This is a genomic window from Rheinheimera sp. (assembly GCF_037442345.1).
In the GTDB taxonomy this organism is placed as follows: domain Bacteria; phylum Pseudomonadota; class Gammaproteobacteria; order Enterobacterales; family Alteromonadaceae; genus Pararheinheimera.
Map to the genome: position 1 here is coordinate 106,957 of NZ_JBBIQL010000014.1, position 20,322 is coordinate 127,278.

Annotated in this window: 13 protein-coding genes; 2 read left to right on the plus strand and 11 right to left on the minus strand. The window is 53.7% G+C overall.

Annotated features, from left to right (window positions below; translation table 11 throughout):
* Positions 1 to 15: 15 nt before the first annotated feature.
* Entirely contained in the window at positions 16 to 921 is a 906-nt protein-coding gene (gene rlmF / locus WKJ04_RS10395; protein WP_337880362.1) for a 23S rRNA (adenine(1618)-N(6))-methyltransferase RlmF, read from the plus strand.
* A gap of 74 nt (positions 922 to 995) precedes the next feature.
* Here the strand turns inward: rlmF and WKJ04_RS10400 are convergent, their stop codons facing one another.
* From WKJ04_RS10400 to WKJ04_RS10445, 10 genes are all read right to left on the minus strand, one after another.
* On the minus strand, positions 996 to 2,441 hold the full coding sequence (locus WKJ04_RS10400) for an MFS transporter (protein ID WP_337880363.1): 1,446 nt from the start codon (positions 2,439 to 2,441) through the stop codon (positions 996 to 998).
* 271 nt (positions 2,442 to 2,712) lie between these two features.
* On the minus strand, positions 2,713 to 3,108 hold the full coding sequence (locus tag WKJ04_RS10405) for a hypothetical protein (protein ID WP_337880364.1): 396 nt from the start codon (positions 3,106 to 3,108) through the stop codon (positions 2,713 to 2,715).
* A 223-nt stretch (positions 3,109 to 3,331) separates the two neighbouring features.
* A complete protein-coding gene (locus WKJ04_RS10410; RefSeq protein ID WP_337880365.1) occupies positions 3,332 to 5,398 on the minus strand; it encodes a M13 family metallopeptidase in 2,067 nt (688 codons plus the stop codon).
* A 136-nt stretch (positions 5,399 to 5,534) separates the two neighbouring features.
* Complete coding sequence (locus WKJ04_RS10415; RefSeq protein ID WP_337880366.1) at positions 5,535 to 7,379, minus strand: glycoside hydrolase family 13 protein; 1,845 nt, start codon at positions 7,377 to 7,379, stop codon at positions 5,535 to 5,537.
* 1 nt (position 7,380) lies between these two features.
* A complete protein-coding gene (locus WKJ04_RS10420; RefSeq protein ID WP_337880367.1) occupies positions 7,381 to 9,816 on the minus strand; it encodes a TIM-barrel domain-containing protein in 2,436 nt (811 codons plus the stop codon).
* Positions 9,817 to 9,836: 20 nt separating this feature from the next.
* Entirely contained in the window at positions 9,837 to 11,339 is a 1,503-nt protein-coding gene (locus WKJ04_RS10425; RefSeq protein WP_337880368.1) for a tryptophan halogenase family protein, read from the minus strand.
* Between the two features lie 100 nt (positions 11,340 to 11,439).
* A complete protein-coding gene (locus WKJ04_RS10430) occupies positions 11,440 to 14,244 on the minus strand; it encodes a TonB-dependent receptor (protein WP_337880369.1) in 2,805 nt (934 codons plus the stop codon).
* 311 nt (positions 14,245 to 14,555) lie between these two features.
* Complete coding sequence (locus WKJ04_RS10435; RefSeq protein WP_337880370.1) at positions 14,556 to 14,708, minus strand: DUF5989 family protein; 153 nt, start codon at positions 14,706 to 14,708, stop codon at positions 14,556 to 14,558.
* Complete coding sequence (locus WKJ04_RS10440) at positions 14,708 to 15,103, minus strand: SxtJ family membrane protein (protein ID WP_337880371.1); 396 nt, start codon at positions 15,101 to 15,103, stop codon at positions 14,708 to 14,710. Before WKJ04_RS10440 ends, WKJ04_RS10435 begins: the two co-directional genes overlap by 1 nt.
* A gap of 5 nt (positions 15,104 to 15,108) precedes the next feature.
* Positions 15,109 to 16,935 carry a carbamoyltransferase gene (locus WKJ04_RS10445; protein ID WP_337880372.1) on the minus strand — a complete coding sequence of 609 codons (1,827 nt, stop codon included), beginning with the start codon at positions 16,933 to 16,935 and terminating at the stop codon, positions 15,109 to 15,111.
* Between the two features lie 109 nt (positions 16,936 to 17,044).
* Between WKJ04_RS10445 and WKJ04_RS10450 the strand changes: the two genes are divergently transcribed.
* A complete protein-coding gene (locus tag WKJ04_RS10450) occupies positions 17,045 to 18,733 on the plus strand; it encodes an SGNH/GDSL hydrolase family protein (protein WP_337880373.1) in 1,689 nt (562 codons plus the stop codon).
* Here the strand turns inward: WKJ04_RS10450 and WKJ04_RS10455 are convergent.
* Entirely contained in the window at positions 18,728 to 20,233 is a 1,506-nt protein-coding gene (locus tag WKJ04_RS10455) for a tryptophan halogenase family protein (RefSeq protein WP_337880374.1), read from the minus strand. The genes WKJ04_RS10450 and WKJ04_RS10455 overlap by 6 nt on opposite strands.
* Positions 20,234 to 20,322 lie beyond the last annotated feature (89 nt).

Genomic DNA, 20,322 nt, shown 5'->3' on the forward strand with positions numbered 1-20,322 from the left:
GCCAACCCGCCCCCTATGCACTTACGTAACCAACACCTGCACGGCTATGATTTCGCCGCATTAACCTTGGCCAATGCGGCCTTACAGCCCTTTGTGCGCGACAATGGCTATGGCCGTTTATCCATTGACTTTGCCGACCCTGCGGCAGTTTTACAGTTAAACAAAGCTTTATTAGCCCACCACTATGGTGTGCAGCACTGGCAATTGCCGGACGGCTTTTTATGCCCTGCCGTGCCTGGCCGGGTGGATTACCTGCACCATCTGGCCGACCTGCTGGCAGAGGAAACCGGCAAACTGGTGAAAGGCCGCAAGGTACAGCTGCTGGACATTGGCACCGGTGCCAACCTGATTTACCCACTGCTGGCGCAGGCCGACTACGGCTGGCAGGTAGTGGCAGCAGAACTGGACCCGGACGCTCTGGCTGTGGCCGCGCAGCTGATAGAACAGAACCAGCTGCAGGGGAAAATTTCGCTGCGCCAGCAGGCTTCGGCACAACAGATCTTTAACGGCATTATTGGCCCCAAAGATTTATTTGAACTGACAATGTGCAACCCGCCTTTTCATGCCACAGAGCAAGAAGCAGCCGCCGGTACCGAACGCAAACAACGTCAGCTCGGCTTAACCGGCAGCGGGCTGAATTTCGCTGGCCGCCGCCATGAGCTGGTCTGTGAAGGGGGTGAACTGGGGTTTATCCGCCAGATGATTGATGAAAGCAAAACCTTCGCCAGCCAGGTGCTCTGGTTCAGCAGCCTGGTGTCCAAAGCCGATCACCTGCCAGCGTTAACCAGACAGGCGCAGCAAGCCGGAGCCGAAGTCAAATCCATTGAGATGCAACAAGGCCAGAAAAGCAGCCGCATTCTGGCCTGGAGCTGGCAAAACGCCAAACAGCGTCAGTTATGGTGTCAGTACAGATTGAAATAATCCCGGCTGAATGAACGCTGCCAGAAACAACAAAGCCGCTGTATCAGCGGCTTTGTTGTCAATCACGGCAGCAGTTACTCTTTGCTGTCTTTATCCTGCACCAGCCAGACCGACAGGGCGCCCAGCACCATAGAGCCACCGGCCAGCATCACAATGTACACCGCATTGTTGGCAAACAGGTTGCCTAAGATCCAACCGGCCAGCAGGCCTGAGATAATCTGTGGTGCGGCTATGGTGAAGTTAAAAATCCCCATATAAACGCCGGTGCGGTGCGCTGGCAATGCACCCGCCAGAATGGCGTATGGCATGGCCAGAATAGCGGCCCAGGCAATACCAATGCCGACCATAGGGAACATCAGGCTCAGGGCCCCTTGTGGAATAGTGACCTGGGTGATCAGTAAATCCACTTCAATCATGCTGGGGTCTTTAAACAGAATAAAACTCAGGTAACCCAAACCACCGCACAGCAGCGCGGCTGAATACACCAGACGGCGGCCAAACAGGTTGGCCAGTTTGGCCATCACCAGCGCGAACAGCACGGCAAACAAAGAATAACCGGCATACAGAATACCCACCCAGTCGCCTGCAGCACCTTTGGCGGCGGCAATATCGGCCGGCAAGCCTCCCATCTGGGTGATATACGCCGGGTCAAACCATTGCACGTCCACGCCCCAGCTGTGCTGAGCAATAGCAGCCGGGAAATAAGTCCACATAATAAATAACGAAAACCAGGAGAAAAACTGTACCAGCGCCAGCTGACGCATAATACGTGGCATGGTTTTGGTGGTTTGCCAGAAACCGGCCAGCTTTTCGCCAAAGCTTTTTTCGGCAGGTTCAGCAGGCTGCGCGGTTTCACCTTTGTAGGCAAAGTACTGCTCCGGCGGGTATTCATGAGTGCGGTACACAGTCCAGGCCACTGAGCCCAGCAAAATAGCGGCCCCAATATAGAAAGACCAGACCACGGAAGGCGCCACTTCACCCGGTGTGGAGGCATTGTTCAGCCCCATCACATTGGTCAGCACAAAAGGCAATACAGAACCGACCACAGCGCCAATATTGATCAGCAGCGTTTGTACTGAGTAACCCAGGTTACGCTGATTGGCCGGCACCATGTCCGACACCAAAGAGCGGAACGGCTGAAAGGTGACGTTAAAGGCGGCGTCTTTAATGGCAAAAATCACCAGACCAAACAACATAGGCGGAATAAAAGCCACCACCATCGACGAGTTTGGCAACAGCAACATGGCCGCCGCCGCCACTAAGGCCCCACCCAGCATAAAAGGCAAACGCCGGCCCAGTTTATTCCAGGTGCGGTCAGACGCCGCGCCCACAATTGGTTGCACCAGCAAGCCCATAATAGGGGCGGCCAGCCAGAATAACGATAACGACGATAAATCGGCGCCTAAGTCGGATAAAATACGGCTGACATTGCCGTTTTGCAGTGCAAAGCCAATTTGCACCCCCAAAAAACCGAAACTCAGGTTCCAGATCTGCCAGAAGCTTAACTGTGGTTGTTTCATCTGCTGTCCTGTTGTCTTATTAAGCCCTGCAGTGCAAACAACTTTAGGGGCTGTTGCCAGAGAGCGTCCGGACTGAAGTCCTGTTTTAGAATATGTGTCACCGATACCGCGTTTGCTGCGGCAGTACGACAGACACTGCCAACGCGCGCGGGTGCCCGATTAGAGCAGCTTTTCCATGCTACTACAGATGAATACGTATTCAAGCAGCCAGCTCTCTTTTGGCTGCCTGCGGTGACTCACTTTAAGCACTGAAACAGACCCAGAGTTTTAGCTAGGTCAATTCAACGATGCACTGCATGCTTTGCAGTTGTTTGGCGAGCGGCTTAAAGCCATCTGGACATTGGTACCCGAGATCAATATTCAGTACATTTTTGTCGTTGTGGTAAAAATTAATCACCACCACTTCGTCATCAAACCTGTTCAGCCGGAACACCGCCTTATCCACAGCAATAGACGCACCGCTACCAAGCTGCACTGTTCCCTGCTGCACGACAATCGCCAGAGTTTTGGGTTTACAGACAAATACGATGAATTTCCCACCATAAAAAACCAAAGCGCCGTGTGCCACTATGGTCGCAGTCAGGTAATTCATATCGACGACTGAAGCCGAGTTAAAGACCTTGTCATGGAAGGCATAAAAAACCAGCAAAAAGAGGAGTGTGACCAAAAAGTTCGCACTGGATAGCAACCACGCAGTATAACTTTTAAATAAAGTGAAATTCGCCATTGGAAATCCTTTTCGACTGCAGCTTTGCACTCAACGCACATGCCTGCGTATTTTTACTGTGGCTGATGGCAAGAGGGTGGCCACTGCGTAATCAACAAAAATAAAGCCCCAGACAGTCCAGGGCTTATAAAGGGTTAATTCAACCAACTCAATGCATTAGCGCTTACCAAATCTTCACCCGCACATCGTCCGGTCTGTACATGCCGTCACCCGGTTTGACGTCGAAGGTCTGGTAGAACTCAGGCATATTCGACAGCACGCCCAGCACGCGGTACATGCCCGGAGAGTGCGGGCCTGTGATCACTTGCTGACGCAGTGCGGCGTCGCGGAACTTGATACGCCACACCTGAGACCAGCCCATAAAGAAGCGCTGATCGCCCGTGAAGCCGTCCAAAACCGGCGCTGCTTTGCCCTGCAAAGAATTCTGGTAGGCTTTAAAAGCCACGGTCAGGCCACCCAAATCGGCAATGTTTTCACCCAGGCCCAACGCGCCCTGCAGTTTTAAATCGTCAATAGGGTTAAAGGCACTGTACTGCTCAACCATCAGTTGGGTGCGCTTTTTAAACTGCTCGGCATCCACCGGCTTCCACCAGTCTTTCAGGTTACCGTTGCCATCAGAGCGGCTGCCCTGGTCGTCAAAGCCGTGGGTAATTTCGTGACCAATCACACCACCGATAGCGCCGTAGTTCACCGCGTCATCGGCGTCCACATTAAAGAATGGTGGTTGCAGAATAGCGGCCGGGAACACAATTTCGTTCATCGTCGAGCTGTAGTAGGCGTTCACTGTCTGAGGTGTCATGCCCCACTCAGTGCGGTCTACTGGCTTGCCCAGTTTGTCAATCATGCGGTCGTATTCACACTGGCTGGAGCGCTGCATATTGCCCATCAAATCACCACCTTTGATTTCCAGGCAGCTGTAGTCACGCCAGACATCCGGATAACCAATTTTGGTGTTGAACTTGGCCAGTTTTTCCTGTGCCGCCAGTTTGGTTTCTGGGCTCATCCACTCCAGACCATCAATCGACTCTTTAAACGCCAGCCGCAGGTTTTTGATCAGCTGATCCATCCGTTCTTTGGCTTCAGGTTTAAAGTAGCGCTCAACGTACATTTTGCCGACCATAAACCCCAGCGCCTGCTGCACAGATTCCACCGCCCGTTTTTCACGCTCACGTTGGGCTTCCAGGCCAGATAAGGTTTTGCCGTAAAACTCGAAGCTGGCCTCGTCAAAGGCTTTGGCCAGGCTGTCGCTGTTGGCGCGGACCAGATGGAACTTCAGGTACGTCTGCCAGTCTGCCACTGGAATTTCGGCCTGCAGTTTGGCAAAAGCAGCCAGATAGGTTGGCTGACGTACGACAACCTCACTGACTGTATCCAGCCTGGCCGCTTTCAGCAGCGCCGCCCAATCCAGGCCAGGTGCGGTTTCGGCCAGTTGAGCCACTGTCAGCTTGTTGTACGTGGCATTGCGGTCGCGGTTTTGTACCCGGCTCCACTGCTCTTTCGCCAGTTTCTCTTCAATAGCGTACACAGTGGCAGCCACTTTAGCCGGCTCTTGCCAGCCGGCCAGCTCGGCCACTTTCTGGATATACGCCAGGTATTTGGTTTGTGTCTCTTTCGATTTTTCGTCGCTGTTCAGGTAGTAGTCGCGGTCTGGCATACCCAAACCGGCCTGATTCAGCATAGTGGTGTATTGATCAGACTGTTTCTGATCCTGACCGACAAAGAGCACCACAGGGGTTCCCACACGGTAGGCCTGCCATTCGCCCCAGAGTACAGCCAGATCTGCATGGGTTTTCAGGCTGTCGATGCGCTCAAAACCTGCCGTCAGCGGGGTCAGGCCCAGCTTGTCCAGCGTTTCAGTGTCCATATAAGAGCGGTACAAGTCAGCAATTTTCTGTGCGTCTGTGCCTGCATCCGCAGGTTGTGCCGCCAGCTCTTTCACAATAGCCAGCACTTGTTTGTCAGCATTTTCGCGCAGCTCATCAAAGCTGCCCCAACGGCCTTTATCAGCCGGAATTTCGGTGCGTTCCAGCCACTGGCCGTTTACGTAGCGGAAAAAATCCTGTTGTGGTTTAACGCTGGTGTCCATATTGGCCACTTCAATGCCGGACGTCAGTTGTTTTTGTTCTGCCACAGCCGCTGGCTTGCTGTCAGCAGGCACAGCCTGTTGCGGCTGACCACAACCGGCCAGTGCAGCCAGTACGGCCACCGCCAGTAAGGATTGATGTTGCATAAGAACCTCGTTGAATTTCGTTATTTTTTATTGAGATACACACTGCGCCTAAGCGCATCCTGGACCGGACCAGTGTAAAGAAAAGCCTGCTGATGTCCAGCAGGCTTGTATGGATTAACGACCAACTGGCCGCTGTTTAAGGTAACAGGATGTGTAGCAGCACTGTGCCCCGGGCCGGAACAGTGAGCTGTGAGCCCAGTTGCACCGCCTGGTCTGTCAGCAGATTGGTCGCTTTGGCCCCGGCAGGCATCAGCTCGGCAAAACGGCTTTGCGGCAACAGACTGTCGCTGTTGTTTTTATTAAAAAACACCCAGATTTGTTCCTTGTCGTTGTAACGGGCGTAACTGTAAACCCCATCCAGGGGGCTGAAATGTTTCATCTTGCCCTGCTGCAACACCTGTTGGTTTTTGCGCAGATTGGCCAGCCGTTTCACCAGCTGCTGTGCCTGTTGCTGCTGCGCTGTTAAACCTTTGCCGGTAAAGGCATTGCGGTCATCGCCCGCCCAGCCGCCGGGAAAATCACTGCGCACCAGGCCATCGTCCCGTTGTTTCGGGCTTTGCGCCAGAATTTCGGTGCCGTAATACAGCTGCGGAATACGTGGGCTGGTAAACAGATACACCAGGGCCATCCGGTACAGGTCAACGTCATTGTCCAGCAGTGAAAACAGCCGGGCTGTGTCGTGGTTGCCTTCAAACAGCACCAGGTTGGTCGGGTCTGGATACAGCACATCGTTGGCCAGGGCTTCATACAATTTCACCCAACCGGCATCCCAACTCTCAGGCGCAGTTAAGGCCCCCAGCAACGCATAATAGAGCGGAAAATCCATCATGCTGGGGGTGTAGGACACATAGCCGTCAGGGTTCTGTTTGCCACGTTGCCAGTACGACACCACCTGCGGGTTGGCACTCCACTCTTCACCGACAATATTGAAATTGGGGTACTCGGTCATCAGGCGTTTCGACCAGGCGGTTAAGAAGTTTTTGTCAGCATAAGGGTAAGTGTCTTCCCGAATACCGGATAAATCGGCATATTCCACCCACCAGACCGAGTTCTGGATCAGGTAAGTCGCCAGCAGCGGGTTGCGCTGGTTGAGATCAGGCATGCTGTCGACAAACCAGCCATCCACAAAAGCTTTTTTATCGGCGTCCGACGCATAAGGGTCCTGCACCGTGGTGCGGGCATGGTTGGTCGGCTGGAAGCTGCCGCCATAATTCAGCCAGTCGTTGGACGGTAAATCCTTTACCCACCAGTGATCCACCCCAATATGGTTGACCACTATGTCCTGGATCACCCCTATGCCGTGCTTTTTGGCGGCCGCAACAAAGGCCTGGTAGCTGGCATTGCTGCCAAAACGCGGGTCAATTTTGTATAAATCTGTGGCGCCATAGCCATGGTAGGAATAAGCCGCGCTGTTATTTTCCACCAAAGGCTGCGGCCAGATTTGTGTGATGCCGAGCTGCTGCAAATACGGCAGCGCCTGTTGCATACCGGCAATATCGCCGCCATGGCGGCCACCCGGATTGCTTCTGTCCAGCCGGTCTGGCAAACCCGCCACGCTGTCGTTGCCCGGGTCACCGTTGACAAAGCGGTCTGGTGTAATCAGATAAATAGTATCTTTCTGGCTGAAGCCCTGCCGCTCTGCTGAGCCTGCACGCCGTGGTAACAGGCGGTACTGATAACGGCTTTGCTCTTTGCCACTTTGCGAAAACACCAGATCAAACTGACCCGGCTGCACGTCGGCCGCCAGCTGCAGGTCAATAAACAGGTAGTTCGGGTTCGCCGTTTTCTGAATACCTGTGACACGGACACCGGGGTACTTCAGGCTCACAGTTGAATGCTGGATCCCTTTGCCATACACCATCAGCTGCAGGCTGGGTTCTTTCATCCCTGCCCACCAGAAGGCGGGCTCCAGCCGGTCTATAGTCGCAGCCCCGGCTGAGGCCGCCATCAGCGAAATACTTAGCCACAGAACCTGTTTCATCTTAGCTCCCTGTTGTCAGTTGCAGCTGATGCCGTGCTCGCTGCCAGTCGAATTTCAGCCATACCTTGTTGTTGGTTTTATCCCGGTAGAAGCCAACCGCCGCCCCGTCCAGCGCAGCCTGGCTTGGCAGCTCTGGCAGGGTCTGACCATCCAGCGTGATGGCGCTTGCCTTACTAAATTGATGCACCACCAGCGTCAGGCTGCGTTGTGCTGGCATACCGGCATACCCCAGGCCAGTGCGATCTAAGCTCAGTTGCAACTGACCTTGGGCATAAGTGGCATTGAATTTCAGCAGCTCATACTGGCCTTTGGCCAGGCTGTCTGGCGAGCGGCCATCGTCTTCGAACATCTCTCCCTGTGCCTGACTGACGCTGTCGTCATGGTAATAATGCAGTTCCAGCTGACGGCTGCTGTATTGGCTCAGGCTCTGCACGGCCGGTACCAAAGGCACAAAAGCACCGGCTTTGACCAGCACAGGTAAAGTGCTCAGGCTGGTCGGCTGCTCAATACTGCGGCCACCTTCGTAGCGCTGGCCGGTGAAATAATCCAGCCAGACGCCTTGAGGCAGCTGCACTGTTACGGCTTTTACGCCCGGTGCTGTGACCGGGGTAACCAAAAAGGCATCCCCCCAGAAGTAGCTGTCTTTATTCAGCATCAGCTGTGGCTGGCTGTCGTCCGCAAAAAACAGCGGCCGCATCAGGGGTAAGCCCAAAGTGGAGTTCTGGTAAGCCAGGGTGTAATTGTACGCCGCCATGCGGTAACGCAGCTTGACGAAAGGCCGCAGCAGGTCCTGAGTGGCCTGGTCGTGAAGCACAGGCTCAGGCGCTATATGCTCCTGCGCATGAGGCCGGAACACGGGCTGAAACACACCGTATTGCAGCCAGCGCACATAGAGCTCCTGATCGAATTGCTCACCACCGGCAAAACCGCCCAAATCGGAATGGGTATAACCCATGCCCAGCAGGCCCATTTGCAGTGCCAGTTCCACTTGTGGTTTTAAGCCGCCCCAGGAGCGGTCAACATCCCCAGTCCAGGGGATCATGCCGTAGCGCTGCGACCCGGCAAAACCGGCGCGCATCATAATCATCGGCCGCTGCTGTGGCTGCTGCTCAAGGCGGTTCTGGTACAACATAGCGGCCCATTGATGGCCGTAGGCATTGTGAATTTCATCGGCGGTGCCCACAGAGTGCACTGTGTCATAAGGGTGCACTTCAGGCTCGCCTAAATCGCCCCACCAGCCGGCCACGCCGTCTTGGGCCAGTTGGTTGTAAATACCGTTAAACCAGGCCTGGCCGTCTTTGGAAAACACATCCACCAGGCCGGTATTGCCAAAGTAGAAATCAAAACGCTTTGGCTGTCCCGCCAGGTTTTTCGCCAGCGCATTGGCAGCCACGGCTTCATCCCAGCGTTTGGAACTGCTCAGCACAAAAGGTTCGGTGATCAGAATGGTGTTGACGCCTTTGGCTTTTAAATCTGCAATCATTTGTTTTGGTTGCGGGAAAGCCTCGTTGTCCCAGGCCAGGTTGCCCATATGGCCCTGAATGTCTTTGCCAAACCAGTACAGGTCCAGCACCAGCGCGTCGAGCGGAAAATCGGCATCATGGAACTTCTGCACTATGTCACGGCTTTGCTGCTCAGAGCGGTAACCAAAACGCGAAGCAAAGTTGCCCAAGGCCCAACGCGGCGGCAAAGGTTGTTTCCCTGTGGCATTGACATACTGCTGCATTAACTGCGGGTAGCCTGGGGCCGTCATCACCAGGTAAGCCGTGCGGCCAGCAGCGGCTTCAAACTGCAGCACGTCTTTTTCTGTCGCGCCTAAATCAAGGAAACCACTGGCGCTGTTGTCAAACACCAGCGCGTATTTTTTGCTCGACAGCACAGCCGGCAAACCAAAATACATTTGTTTGGTTTCGCCGTTGTAGCCATAACTGGCTTTGTTGTAGAGCGGCAGGCGCTGGCCCCTTCTGTCCATACCAAGCACCCGCTCGCCACCACCCAGCAGTTTTTCGTCCGGCGTTAACGCAAAGCGAAAACCACGCAGGGTTTGATGGGCAAAATAACCGGCTTCTTCGGCCAAAATAAGCTCTTTGCCCCGGTAAAACTGCAACTGCAGCGGTGATTTTTGCAGCCGCACCTGCAGCTGGTCCGTGCCAAACTGCAACGCTGTATTGTCGTCTTTCAGTTGGGCTGGCAAGGCCAGTTCAGGTTCAGCCAGGGCAAAAGAGGGCAGCTGTTTGACGCCGGGCTGTTGGTAAAACACCTCCACCGCACCGCTGCTTTTAAAACTCAGTTGCAGCTGGTACTCGTCGGTCTGCACCTGCAGCCTGTTTTGCTGCAATTGGTGGGATTGGTACTCGGCGGCGGCCGCCGACAGCGGAAAAGCCAGACAAAGGGCCAGCACCCAGCCACGGCAACTCATCAGATCCAGATTATTCATTTACTCTCCTGTCACAGTACTCAGGCGTTTTTGGCGACATGCGCCAGAAACTGCTGGTGACTGCCAAGACGTTCAGTGGTTTTCGCAAAGATAACTTTCAGATTCTGCAGCATATCCTGTAACTGCGCTTCCGATAGCGCATCCACCAGGGGATGATGATCGGCCGGGATCAGTCCCTGCCCTATCATCACCTGCTGCCAGGCAATTTCGCTGAACAGTTCATCCTGCTCACGACACACCAGGCCAGACTGGGCAAACAGCTGCATTTTGCGTTGCAGACTGTCAGGCACCGCCATGTTCTGGCAATCACGCCAGAATTTACTGTCCTGCCGGCGGTTCAGCTTGTAATGCAGAATAATAAAGTCGCGGATTTGTTCGAATTCGGTTTTTGACTGGCGGTTGTACTCGGCTCTGTCCGCATCATTAATGCCCAGATGCGGAAAAAACTTCAGCAATCGCAGCACACCGGACTGGATCAGGTGAATGCTGGTGGATTCGAGCGGTTCCAGAAAACCGCTGGATAAACCAATGCTGACCACATTGCGCTGCCATTGCTGCAGGCGCCGCCCGGTGCGGAATTTAATCACCCTGGGTTCAGCCAGTGCTTCGCTGTCCAGATTGCTCAGCAACAGCTGTTTGGCTTCCTCGTCTGTACAGTATTTACTGGAATACACAAAGCCATTGCCGGTGCGGTGCTGCAGCGGAATACGCCATTGCCAGCCGTTGGCATGGGCAATGGAACGGGTATAAGGCACTATGGGTTCGGTTCGGGCCGAAGGCACAGCCACGGCGCTGTCAGCTGGTAACCAGTGTGACCAGTCTTCAAAGCCTGTATTCAGGGTTTTATCGATCAGCAGGCTGTGTAAACCACTGCAGTCGAGAAATAAATCGCCTTCAATACGTTCGCCCGATGCGAGCACCAATGCCTCGATATCGCCACTTTGTGGGTTTTGCTGCACTGAAGCCACTTTACCTTCAATGCGCTTTACGCCAACCGACTCGCTGTATTTACGTAAAAACCGGGCATACAGGCCGGCATCAAAGTGATAGGCATAGGTCAGGCCACCCAGATTGACCCCTTCAATCCTGTCCAGTTTGCTGAATTTGTTCTGTAACGATGCCTGATAATTCAGCGAAAAATCCCAATAACCATAGCCCATGCCCAGTTGTTCGGACCGACGCCAGAAATGGTTGAAATGGCAAAAAGGGAAGTCTTTGCCTACTGTGCCAAAGGCATGCATATAGCTGTCGCCCACGGCCCCCCAGTGTTCAAACTGAATACCCAGTTTGATGCTGCCCATGGTTTCGCGCAGAAAATCTTCTTCCTGCAAACCCAAAGCCGCATTCAGGCTTTGAATAGGCGGTATGGTGGCTTCGCCCACACCGACTATGCCAATATCATCCGATTCGACCAGGCTGATATCCAGCACCTTGCCGAGAATTTTCACTAACAACGAGGCGGAGATCCAACCGGCGGTGCCGCCTCCCAAAATCACCACTTTTTTTACTGGTTTCTGCTGCATCACTGCCTCTTCAGGTGTCCGCTTTACGCCTTGTCACTACGCTAACATGGTCACGAAAAAAAACCCCAGTCAATGCCGGGGTTTTCTGCCGAAACAGCTGTTACATTTTGTAGCTGAAACCTAACAGGAAGGTTCTGCCGTACTGCTGATAGTCACGGACACGACCGTCCTGCAGCGAAACGAATGGCTCGTCGCTCAGGTTCTGGCCCTGCAGGAATACCGACAGGCCTTGCAGCTCAGTAAAACCGCCTTCGCCAAAGTCATAACCGATTTGGGCGTCAACAATGGTTTCACCTTTCACGTCAACCTGTTGGGTATTAAAGCCGATGCCGTAGACATCGCCTTTAAAGTCACTGCGTTTACGCAGGCTGGCACGCGCCTGGAAGCCATTGTGATCATAGTAACCCGTCAGAGTCTGAACCGTATCTGAGAGACCTGGCAGCGAGTAAGCATTGCCATTCTGATCCGTCACATCCTGAGACACGCGGCTGTGGCTGGCAATCAGACCAAAACCATCCAGCATAGGGCTGACAAAGTTAAATGGCAGGGTGACAGACAGTTCATACCCATGCAGAGTACCGCCACCGCCATTCACTTTACCTGAGCCTGTGGCCCCGGACGTCGCAGGAATTTCACCTGTATTCGGGTTGGCTACACCTTCCAGTTCCAGCTGGTAGCGACCATCAAAAATCCACTCATTCAGGTCTTTCCAGTAATAAGCAACAGAGAAATAACCTTCTTCGCTGAAGTAGTTTTCATAGGTTAAATCTACACCTGTGGCTTCTTTTGGTTCCAGTAACGGGTTACCACCACTGATAGCCCAGTAGTTACCGTTGGCATCTGGTGTTGAATTGTACGAGGCACTGACCGACGCATGCATTTCATCCAGACGGGCACGAGACAGTGTCTTGGCCGCACCTAAACGCACACTTTGATCTTCTGCCACATCAAAGGTCAGGTTCAGGCTTGGTAACAGGTGCGAGTAGCTATGGCTGACATCAGTCGGCGTAAAGACAACCTGACCATTGACAGTGTTGTAAGCAGTACCTTGGGATGACTGCTCTGTATCCAGGTAACGCAGACCGAAGTTACCAGTCACCGGAATGCTGCCCAGTTCTGTTTCAAAATCGGCCTGTACAAAGTAGGCCAGGATTTCTTCATTGACAGTCCAGCTCTTAGCCGAGTGATCCGGGTTGGTCAGGCTTTCCTGGATCAGGTTGTAATAACCGTCACGCACCAGACCACGGGAATCATACGCAATCATGTCGCCCATACCGATAAAGTCCAGGTTGGCCGTACCTAAACGGTATTGCTCTGGCACTGAAACCATGGCAGGGAAATCTTTTAAGGTCATGAAATAACCTTCAGACTTCTTCTGCTTCTCACGGTCACGGAACGACACGCCGTAGTTCATTTTGGTGAACATACCGGCATCTTCCAGCAGCTGAGTGGCCGCCAGTTTAAAGCTGGTCAGTTCATCGCTGATTTCAGGGGCATTGATAAAGCCATCCTGAGCGGAGTTCTGATAAATAGGGTCGCCATTGATACCATAGGTGTTGTTCAGCACTGCGCTTGAACCCCAGCTGCGTGGGCCACCTAATTTCACCAGGTCAAAATCACCGTAGTCCAGTGTCGGCGTAAAGATAGCGCCGTTGGTGCCATCCACTAAGCTGTAGGTAATAGTGTCGTACGGGCCATTGAAGTCACCACGGCCATAACCTGAATAGCTTTCCATACTCCAGATTTTACGGTCGACCTGCGAATTGGACACGTCGAATTCCAAAGACCAGTCGTCATTCAGGTTGTAATCCACATTAAACCCAACAGCGGTCATTTCGGCAGAACGGTCTTCCGCGTCATTACGTACCACCAGTTTTTCACCGGACTTACGTGCGCTGGTGACGAAATCGCCATCACGCGCCAGAATTTCGGTGTTGGCATCTGAAACCGCATAACCCCAGCCGTATGGAATTTCGATACCACGCAGGATTTTTTCGTCGTTGAAATCCACATATAAGGCGTCAAAGGTCAGCTTCAGATCGTCCGTCGGAGCCGCTTCCAGCACAAATAACGCACTGTCACGCTCTAACGTAGAAGAGCGGACAAATGGCTTGGCACCACCGAGCATAGTGATATCGTCACCATCCAGTTTTGCACCATTAAACCCCCAGGCGTTCCAGCGTTTTTCCTGGTTAGGTGACGCCATAGTGGTGTACGCAAAAGCAATACCTACTTTGTCATCGGCAAATTTGTCGATGTAAGAAATGGTGCCGCGGCCGCCAGAGTCATTCCCGTCCGGGTTCAGTTTGTCCAGACTGGTTTGTTCATACTGGCCACTGAACTGCAGTGTGCGCTCACGGCTCAAAGGCTTCACGGTCTGCATGTCGATCACACCGGCAATACCTTCGGCTTCCAGTGTGGCGTTTGGCGTTTTATAAACGGTCACACCGCTCATAATTTCTGATGGGTACAGGTCGAATTCCACGCCCCGGTTATCACCGATAGAGACCTGCTCACGGCCGTTAAAGGTTGTAGCGCTTTCGTTTTCACCAAAACCACGGATACTGACGCGGCTGGCGCGGCCGTCCAGGCGCTGGCTGGTTAAACCAGGCAGGCGGGAAATAGATTCCGCAATACTGGAATCCGGTAACTTACCAATGTCTTCCGCCGAGATAGATTCCACGACGTTTGGCGAAAAACGTTTGGTGTTGATGGAGTCGACCACTGAGCGGCGGAAACCTTTGATCTCAATGACTTCTAACTGAGCTTCTTGTTTGGCTTTTTCTTTGGCAGACAGCTGCTTGTTATTTTGAGTGTCAGCAGCCTGATCAGCAGCGACAGCACCAGACATCAAGCCTGCGGTTGCCATAGCCACTGTTAACATACTTAATTTGAATTTATGCATGCCCTTATCCCCGGTGTTTTTTGTTGTTGTCAAAAGACGCCTGATGGACTCAGAGAGTTGTCAGACATCGTTTCAGTCTGACTAATTAAGCTGATTGGCTTTTATGTACAACATGAATACGTATTCAAGTACGACTCTTTGCCACACAAGGGTGCTAACCACTGAATTCTTGCACTATTGCAGTGCGCCTGGTTGCAAGCCCGCGAAAAACAGCCTGGTTAGCAACCTGCAGTTGCACCAATCGGAGTCAAGACGATGCCAGGACAAAGCGTCTGCAATTCAGACGCTTCGACAAGGAGAGTTCATTGTGATCAGAACAAGGTATAAATCAGCCCCGCTAAAGCCGACTGCTGACTGGCGACAATCAAGCCCCCCAACAGGGCCATAATCAGAAACAACGGCAATAACCAGAGCTTTTTCCGCACCCGTAAAAACGCCCATAAATCCAGCAGAAACTCTTTCATCAAAACGGATCCTTCAGATTGGAGGTTGAATGCTCAGGCTGTCGCCAGTAACTGCCCTGTTGCGCTTTAGGTTTTGCATGGTAGCCCAGTTTGCCCAAAAAGCGTGCTATCAGGCCAAAAGGCAGAACCAGCAGGTAAAACAGCAGCGCCAGTAACAGCTTTGAGTTGATCAACCCAAGCAGATGCGTCAGCCAAAACCAGCTGCGGTACACAGGCTGCAAGGCTCTGGCACAAACAAAAGCCAAAATGGCCAGCACCGCAGCAACCAGCCAGGGCCACAGCGGCCAGCTGTACTCCAATAACCAGGGCAAGCCAAGCCCAAACAGCAGCGGCAATGCAACGGCCATTTGATAACCAAAAGTTTTTAACTGCAACTCAGAACCAGGTTTTGACATAACAATTAGTCCGGCGTAAAGGAGCGCTGGCGGGCCTGCTCCAGTTGGTCGTGTGGCTGTTGGGTTTTGCTCAGTAAAAAATCACCCAGCACCAGGTAATCCATTTCGGTGGCCAGAAAACCCGCGATGGCGTCAGCCGGGCTGCACACCGGCGGCTCGCCGCGCACGTTAAAAGAGGTGTTGATCAACACAGGACAACCTGTTTGTTGTTCGAACGCTTTCAGCAAAGGATAAAACTGCTGATGTTGCGCCGACACCGTTTGTAGCCTGGCGCTGTAGTCGACATGGGTAATGGCCGGTAACAACGACCGTGGCTGCAACCGCTGCGCCAGCCCCTGGCTTTCTGCTTGTGGAGCCAGCCGGTGCTCTGGTTGCAGTGCGGCGACCAGCAACATATAAGGGCTTTGATGCGCCAAGGCAAAAAATTCCTGAGCCCGCTCCGCCAGTACGGCCGGGGCAAAAGGCCGGAAGGATTCACGTTGTTTAATTTTCAGGTTCAGGGTTTTCTGCATCTGCGCACAGCGGGGGTCTGCCAGAATTGAGCGGTGCCCCAAAGCGCGGGGCCCAAATTCCATGCGGCCCTGAAACCAGCCAACCACAGCCCCCTGCGCCAGCAAACCGGCAACCTGCTGGTATTTATCTTCGGCCTGCAACTCAGTAAAGACCAGGCCCTGCTGCTGCAGCTCGGCTCTGATTTGCGCCGAACTGTACTCTGGCCCCAACAAGGCCAGTTGCATCTGGTCCTGTACCTCATCGGCTATTCTGGGCTGCTGATGGTGGCCAAACCAGGCCAGCATGGCCGCTCCCAAAGCCCCACCGGCATCACCGGCCGCAGGTTGGATCCAGAGCCGGTCACAGACCTGCTCTGCCACTAAACGGCCATTAGCGACACAATTAAGCGCCACCCCACCAGCCAGACAGATATCCCGCACGCCATACCGGTCACAGGCATGACGCACTATCGCCATCACCACTTCTTCGGTCACCTGTTGCACTGAGCGGGCGGCGTCCAGATAGTGCTGATCCGGTGTGGCGTCATAAGCCAGCGCAGGCCGGCCCAGCAGCTGTTCAAAGCGGCTGTTGATCATACGTTCGCCCACAGGGTAAGCAAAATAATCCATATTCAGTGCAAAGCTGCCATCCGCTTTCACATCGATCAGGTGCTGGTAAATCAGCTCCACATAACGGGGCTCACCGTAAGGAGCCAGGCCCATCAGTTTGTATTCGCCGGAGTTCACCCGAAAACCACAGTATTGGGTGAAGGCTGAATACAACAAACCCAACGAATGCGGAAAATGCAATTCCTGCAGCGCTGTCAACTGGTTACCTTCGCCCAGCCAGATGGAACTGGTCACCCATTCCCCTACACCATCGAGACAAATCACCAGGGCCTTCTGAAAAGGGGAAGGGTAAAAAGCCGACGCAGCATGGGATTGGTGATGCTGGCAAAACAGCAATTCCGGCAATGGCGCGGTGGCGCCAAGTTGTCGCAGCTCACGCCGCAGCACAGATTTCAGATACAGCTTTTCTTTCAACCAGACCGGCATAGCCCGGACAAAACTTAAAAACCCCCTGGGGGCACAGGCCAGGTAAGTGTCCAGCAAACGTTCAAATTTCAGCAGCGGTTTGTCGTAATACACCACCTGGCTGACTTGCTCCAGCCCTATACCGGCCTGCTGCAGGCAATAACGAATGGCGTCCAGCGGAAAAGCCGCGTCATGTTTCACCCGGCTGAAACGCTCTTCTTGCGCTGCGGCCACTATCTGGCCCTGATGCAATAAGCAGGCAGCGCTGTCGTGATAAAAGCAGGAGATGCCCAGGATGTACTTCATGAAATTGACGTCTATTTTGCGGTTGGCTTAAAGTACAGAATAAACTGAAGTTTGAACAGAGCCCCCGGCAGTCCCCAGGCCCGGCTCCTGAACGGGTGAAAGAGGATTTATGCGGCTCTGGTTGTTCAGATTGATAGCTTTGTGTATTCCACTGTTGCTTTTATTCCTGCTCGAAGCACTGCTACGGCTGCTCAGCCTGGGTCAACACACGCCTTTGCTGCTGGAGAACCCGGCCGCGCCGCAGTATTGGGTGACCAACCCGGCCATTATTAACCGTTATTTCCCCAACCCGGCCAGCCGGCCCAATGTGCAGCTGGAACCCAGTTTTGTGCTGAAACAAAAACCGCCCCATGGGTTGCGGCTGGTCGTGCAAGGAGGCTCCACCGCCGCCGGTTACCCTTATGGCATGGGGGCTTCTTTGGCAGGTATGCTGGAACAACGGCTGCGCCGTACTATGCCCGACCGGCACATAGAAGTGGTCAACACGGCCTTATCTGCGGTTAACAGTTACACCTTGCTGGATTTGTCCGATGAAATTATTGCGCTGCAACCAGACGCTGTGCTGATTTATGCCGGTCATAACGAATACCTTGGCCTGCTGGGTGTGGGGTCCAGTTACGTTGCGTCACAATCCATCTGGCTGAACAGGTTGCTGATCCAGTTGCGCCAGCTGTATCTGGTGCAGTTGCTGGAGCAACTGCTGACCCCCAGTGCCAGCACAGACCCCAGTCCATCCACCCGCACTCTGATGGCACAGGTAGCCCGGCATAAACACATTGCACTGGACTCCCCTCTGTATCAGGCCGGCCTGGAGCAATTCAGCCGTAATATGACGGCCCTGCTGCAAAACTACGCCCAAGCCGGTATTCCAGTGTACCTGGCCACTGTGGCCAGCAATATCGCCGACCAGCCGCCTTTTAGCAGCACAGCGCTGTCTGCTGAAGAACAACAGCAACTGAAGCTAGTGCAAGCAGCAGAGCTGCAGAGCCCGACCACACAGCAGAAGCTGACCCGCCTGAGCGCACAGAACTCGTCCAGCGCAGATTTTCACTACCAGCTCGGGCAATTGCTGCGTCAGGCCGGTTTGATGCAATTGGCTGAACACCACCTGCTGCGGGCCCGGGATCTGGACTTGTTGCGTTTTCGTGCGCCCAGTGCCATCAATCAACGCATCCGTCAGCTGGCGCAGGAACAGCAGGCTGTGCTGGTCGAAACCGAAGCCGCATTCCGCCAGCACGCCGCAGACGGGCTGATAGGCAACAGCCTGATGCTGGAACATTTGCACCCCAATCCACAGGGTTATTTTGTACTGGCGGACAGCTTTTATCAGGCCCTGTTCCGGCAGCAGCAGATACCAGGCCTGACCAAAGCTGTTCCTTCCGGGTTAAGCTGGCTGGAGCGGCCGTTATTGCCTGCTGAAGAACATGCCGGATGGCTGAAAATACAACAGCTGTTAAGCGATTATCCCTTTAAAAGCCAGCCCGAAGCCGTGCAGTTTCCTGCCCCTCAGAACGAGGAACAAGCCTGGGCTCTGGCCTATGTGCAAGGCAAAATGGATTGGCTTGGCATGATCCAGCGCAGTGCGGCACTTTACCATCAGCAAAAAGACGGCGACATGCTGGTCAAAGCGCTGAAAATTCTGGCCGACGCGCTGCCTCATGACGGTCAGGTCAATTACCAGGCCGCCGCTATTTTGCAGCAGGCTGGCCGCAAGGATGAAGCGCGTTTTTATCTGGGACGGGCCGAACAAAGTGCCAATCCACCGGCCGCAGCCGCGTTACTCAGACAGAAACTATAAAGGGCTGTACGCACAATGCTTCATCAGGTATTGCTCATGACCTGAAGCGCTGAGTGCACCATCCTGATAGGCGCTCAGCATCGCATCCAAAGTACGGCGCAGGTCCAGATGCTGTTTATGCCGGGTCACAGGCGCGGCCTGTTGCGGCTCTATGCCTTGCCCGAGCAACACAGCCCACCAGCTTTCCTGCTTAAACAACTCTTTATCCTCTATGCGCAAGTGCCCGTGCTGGCAGAATAACTGCAGGCGTTGCTGCAATGATTCCGGCAACGCCATGCTGGCGCAATCCTGCCAATAAGGGCTGTCCCGTCGTTGAGTCGCGTGGTAATGCAACACTATAAAATCGCGGATATGTTCGTATTCCGCCACCGTCTGCGCATTGTATTCGGCAATATCGGCTTCATTCGGCACCGCGGACGGAAACAGGCTGAGCAGCCGCATGATGCCACGTTGGATCAGGTGCAGGCTGGTCGATTCCAGCGGCTCCAGAAAACCAGCGGACAAACCAATAGCCACACAATTGTGCTGCCAGAATGCACGGCGCCGCCCGGTCTGAAAGCGGATCAGCCGGGGGTCGGTTTTCAGCGGCCCTTCCACTGAACTGACTAATAAATCAGTAGCAGCTTGTGCGGTCATATAACGGCTGCTGAACACATTGCCATTGCCCATCCGGGTTTGCAGCGGAATACGCCATTGCCAGCCTGCCTGATGCGCAATGGATCGGGTGTAAGGCCGCACAGGCCCGGCCAGCAGGCTTTGCACCGCCACAGCACTGTCATTAAACAGATACTCAGACCAGTCTATAAAATCCACGCCCAGCGTCTTACCCAACAACAATGCCTGTAATCCGGTACAGTCGACAAAAAACTGCCCGCTGACAACCTGACCTGACTCCAGCACCAGATCGGCAATAGCACCACTGCTGGTGCGGTTTACTGCAGCAATACGGCCTTCTATGCGCTCCACTCCGCGTTGTTCAGCGTACTGGCGTAAAAAGGCGGCATACAGGCTGGCATCAAAGTGGTAAGCGTAATCAAAGCCGGAAAACAAATGGCGCGGATCCGGATTTGGCGGCGCAAATTTATTGCGGCTGGCCAGCTGCCAGGCCGCGGAAAACTGCTGAATGCTATGGGGGTAGCCCTGAGTTTTGGCCTGGTAATAAAAATAAGGAAAGGGGATATAGTCAAAATCGGCACCAAAACGGCCAAACTGATGAAAGTAGCTGTGGCCAGGCTGCAGCCAGTTTTCAAACTGAATACCCAGTTTGATCGAACCGTTGCAGCGGCGTAGAAACTCATGTTCATCCAACCCGAGCATTGCATTAAAACGTTTAATAGGCGGAATGGTGGCTTCGCCTACCCCTATAGTGCCGATCTGATCCGACTCCACCAGTTGGATATGAATACCATTTAGTTGGGAGCTCAGCATAGCGGCAGTCATCCAGCCAGCTGAGCCGCCACCAACCACCACTAAGGTCTGAATAGCCCCATTGTTTTGCATTGCGTCACTCCTGATCCACTCCATACCATGCTGCCCAAGTAAAGAATCCACCTTCTGAAGAAGGTGGCTTTGCAGTAGGCCCCTCGAAG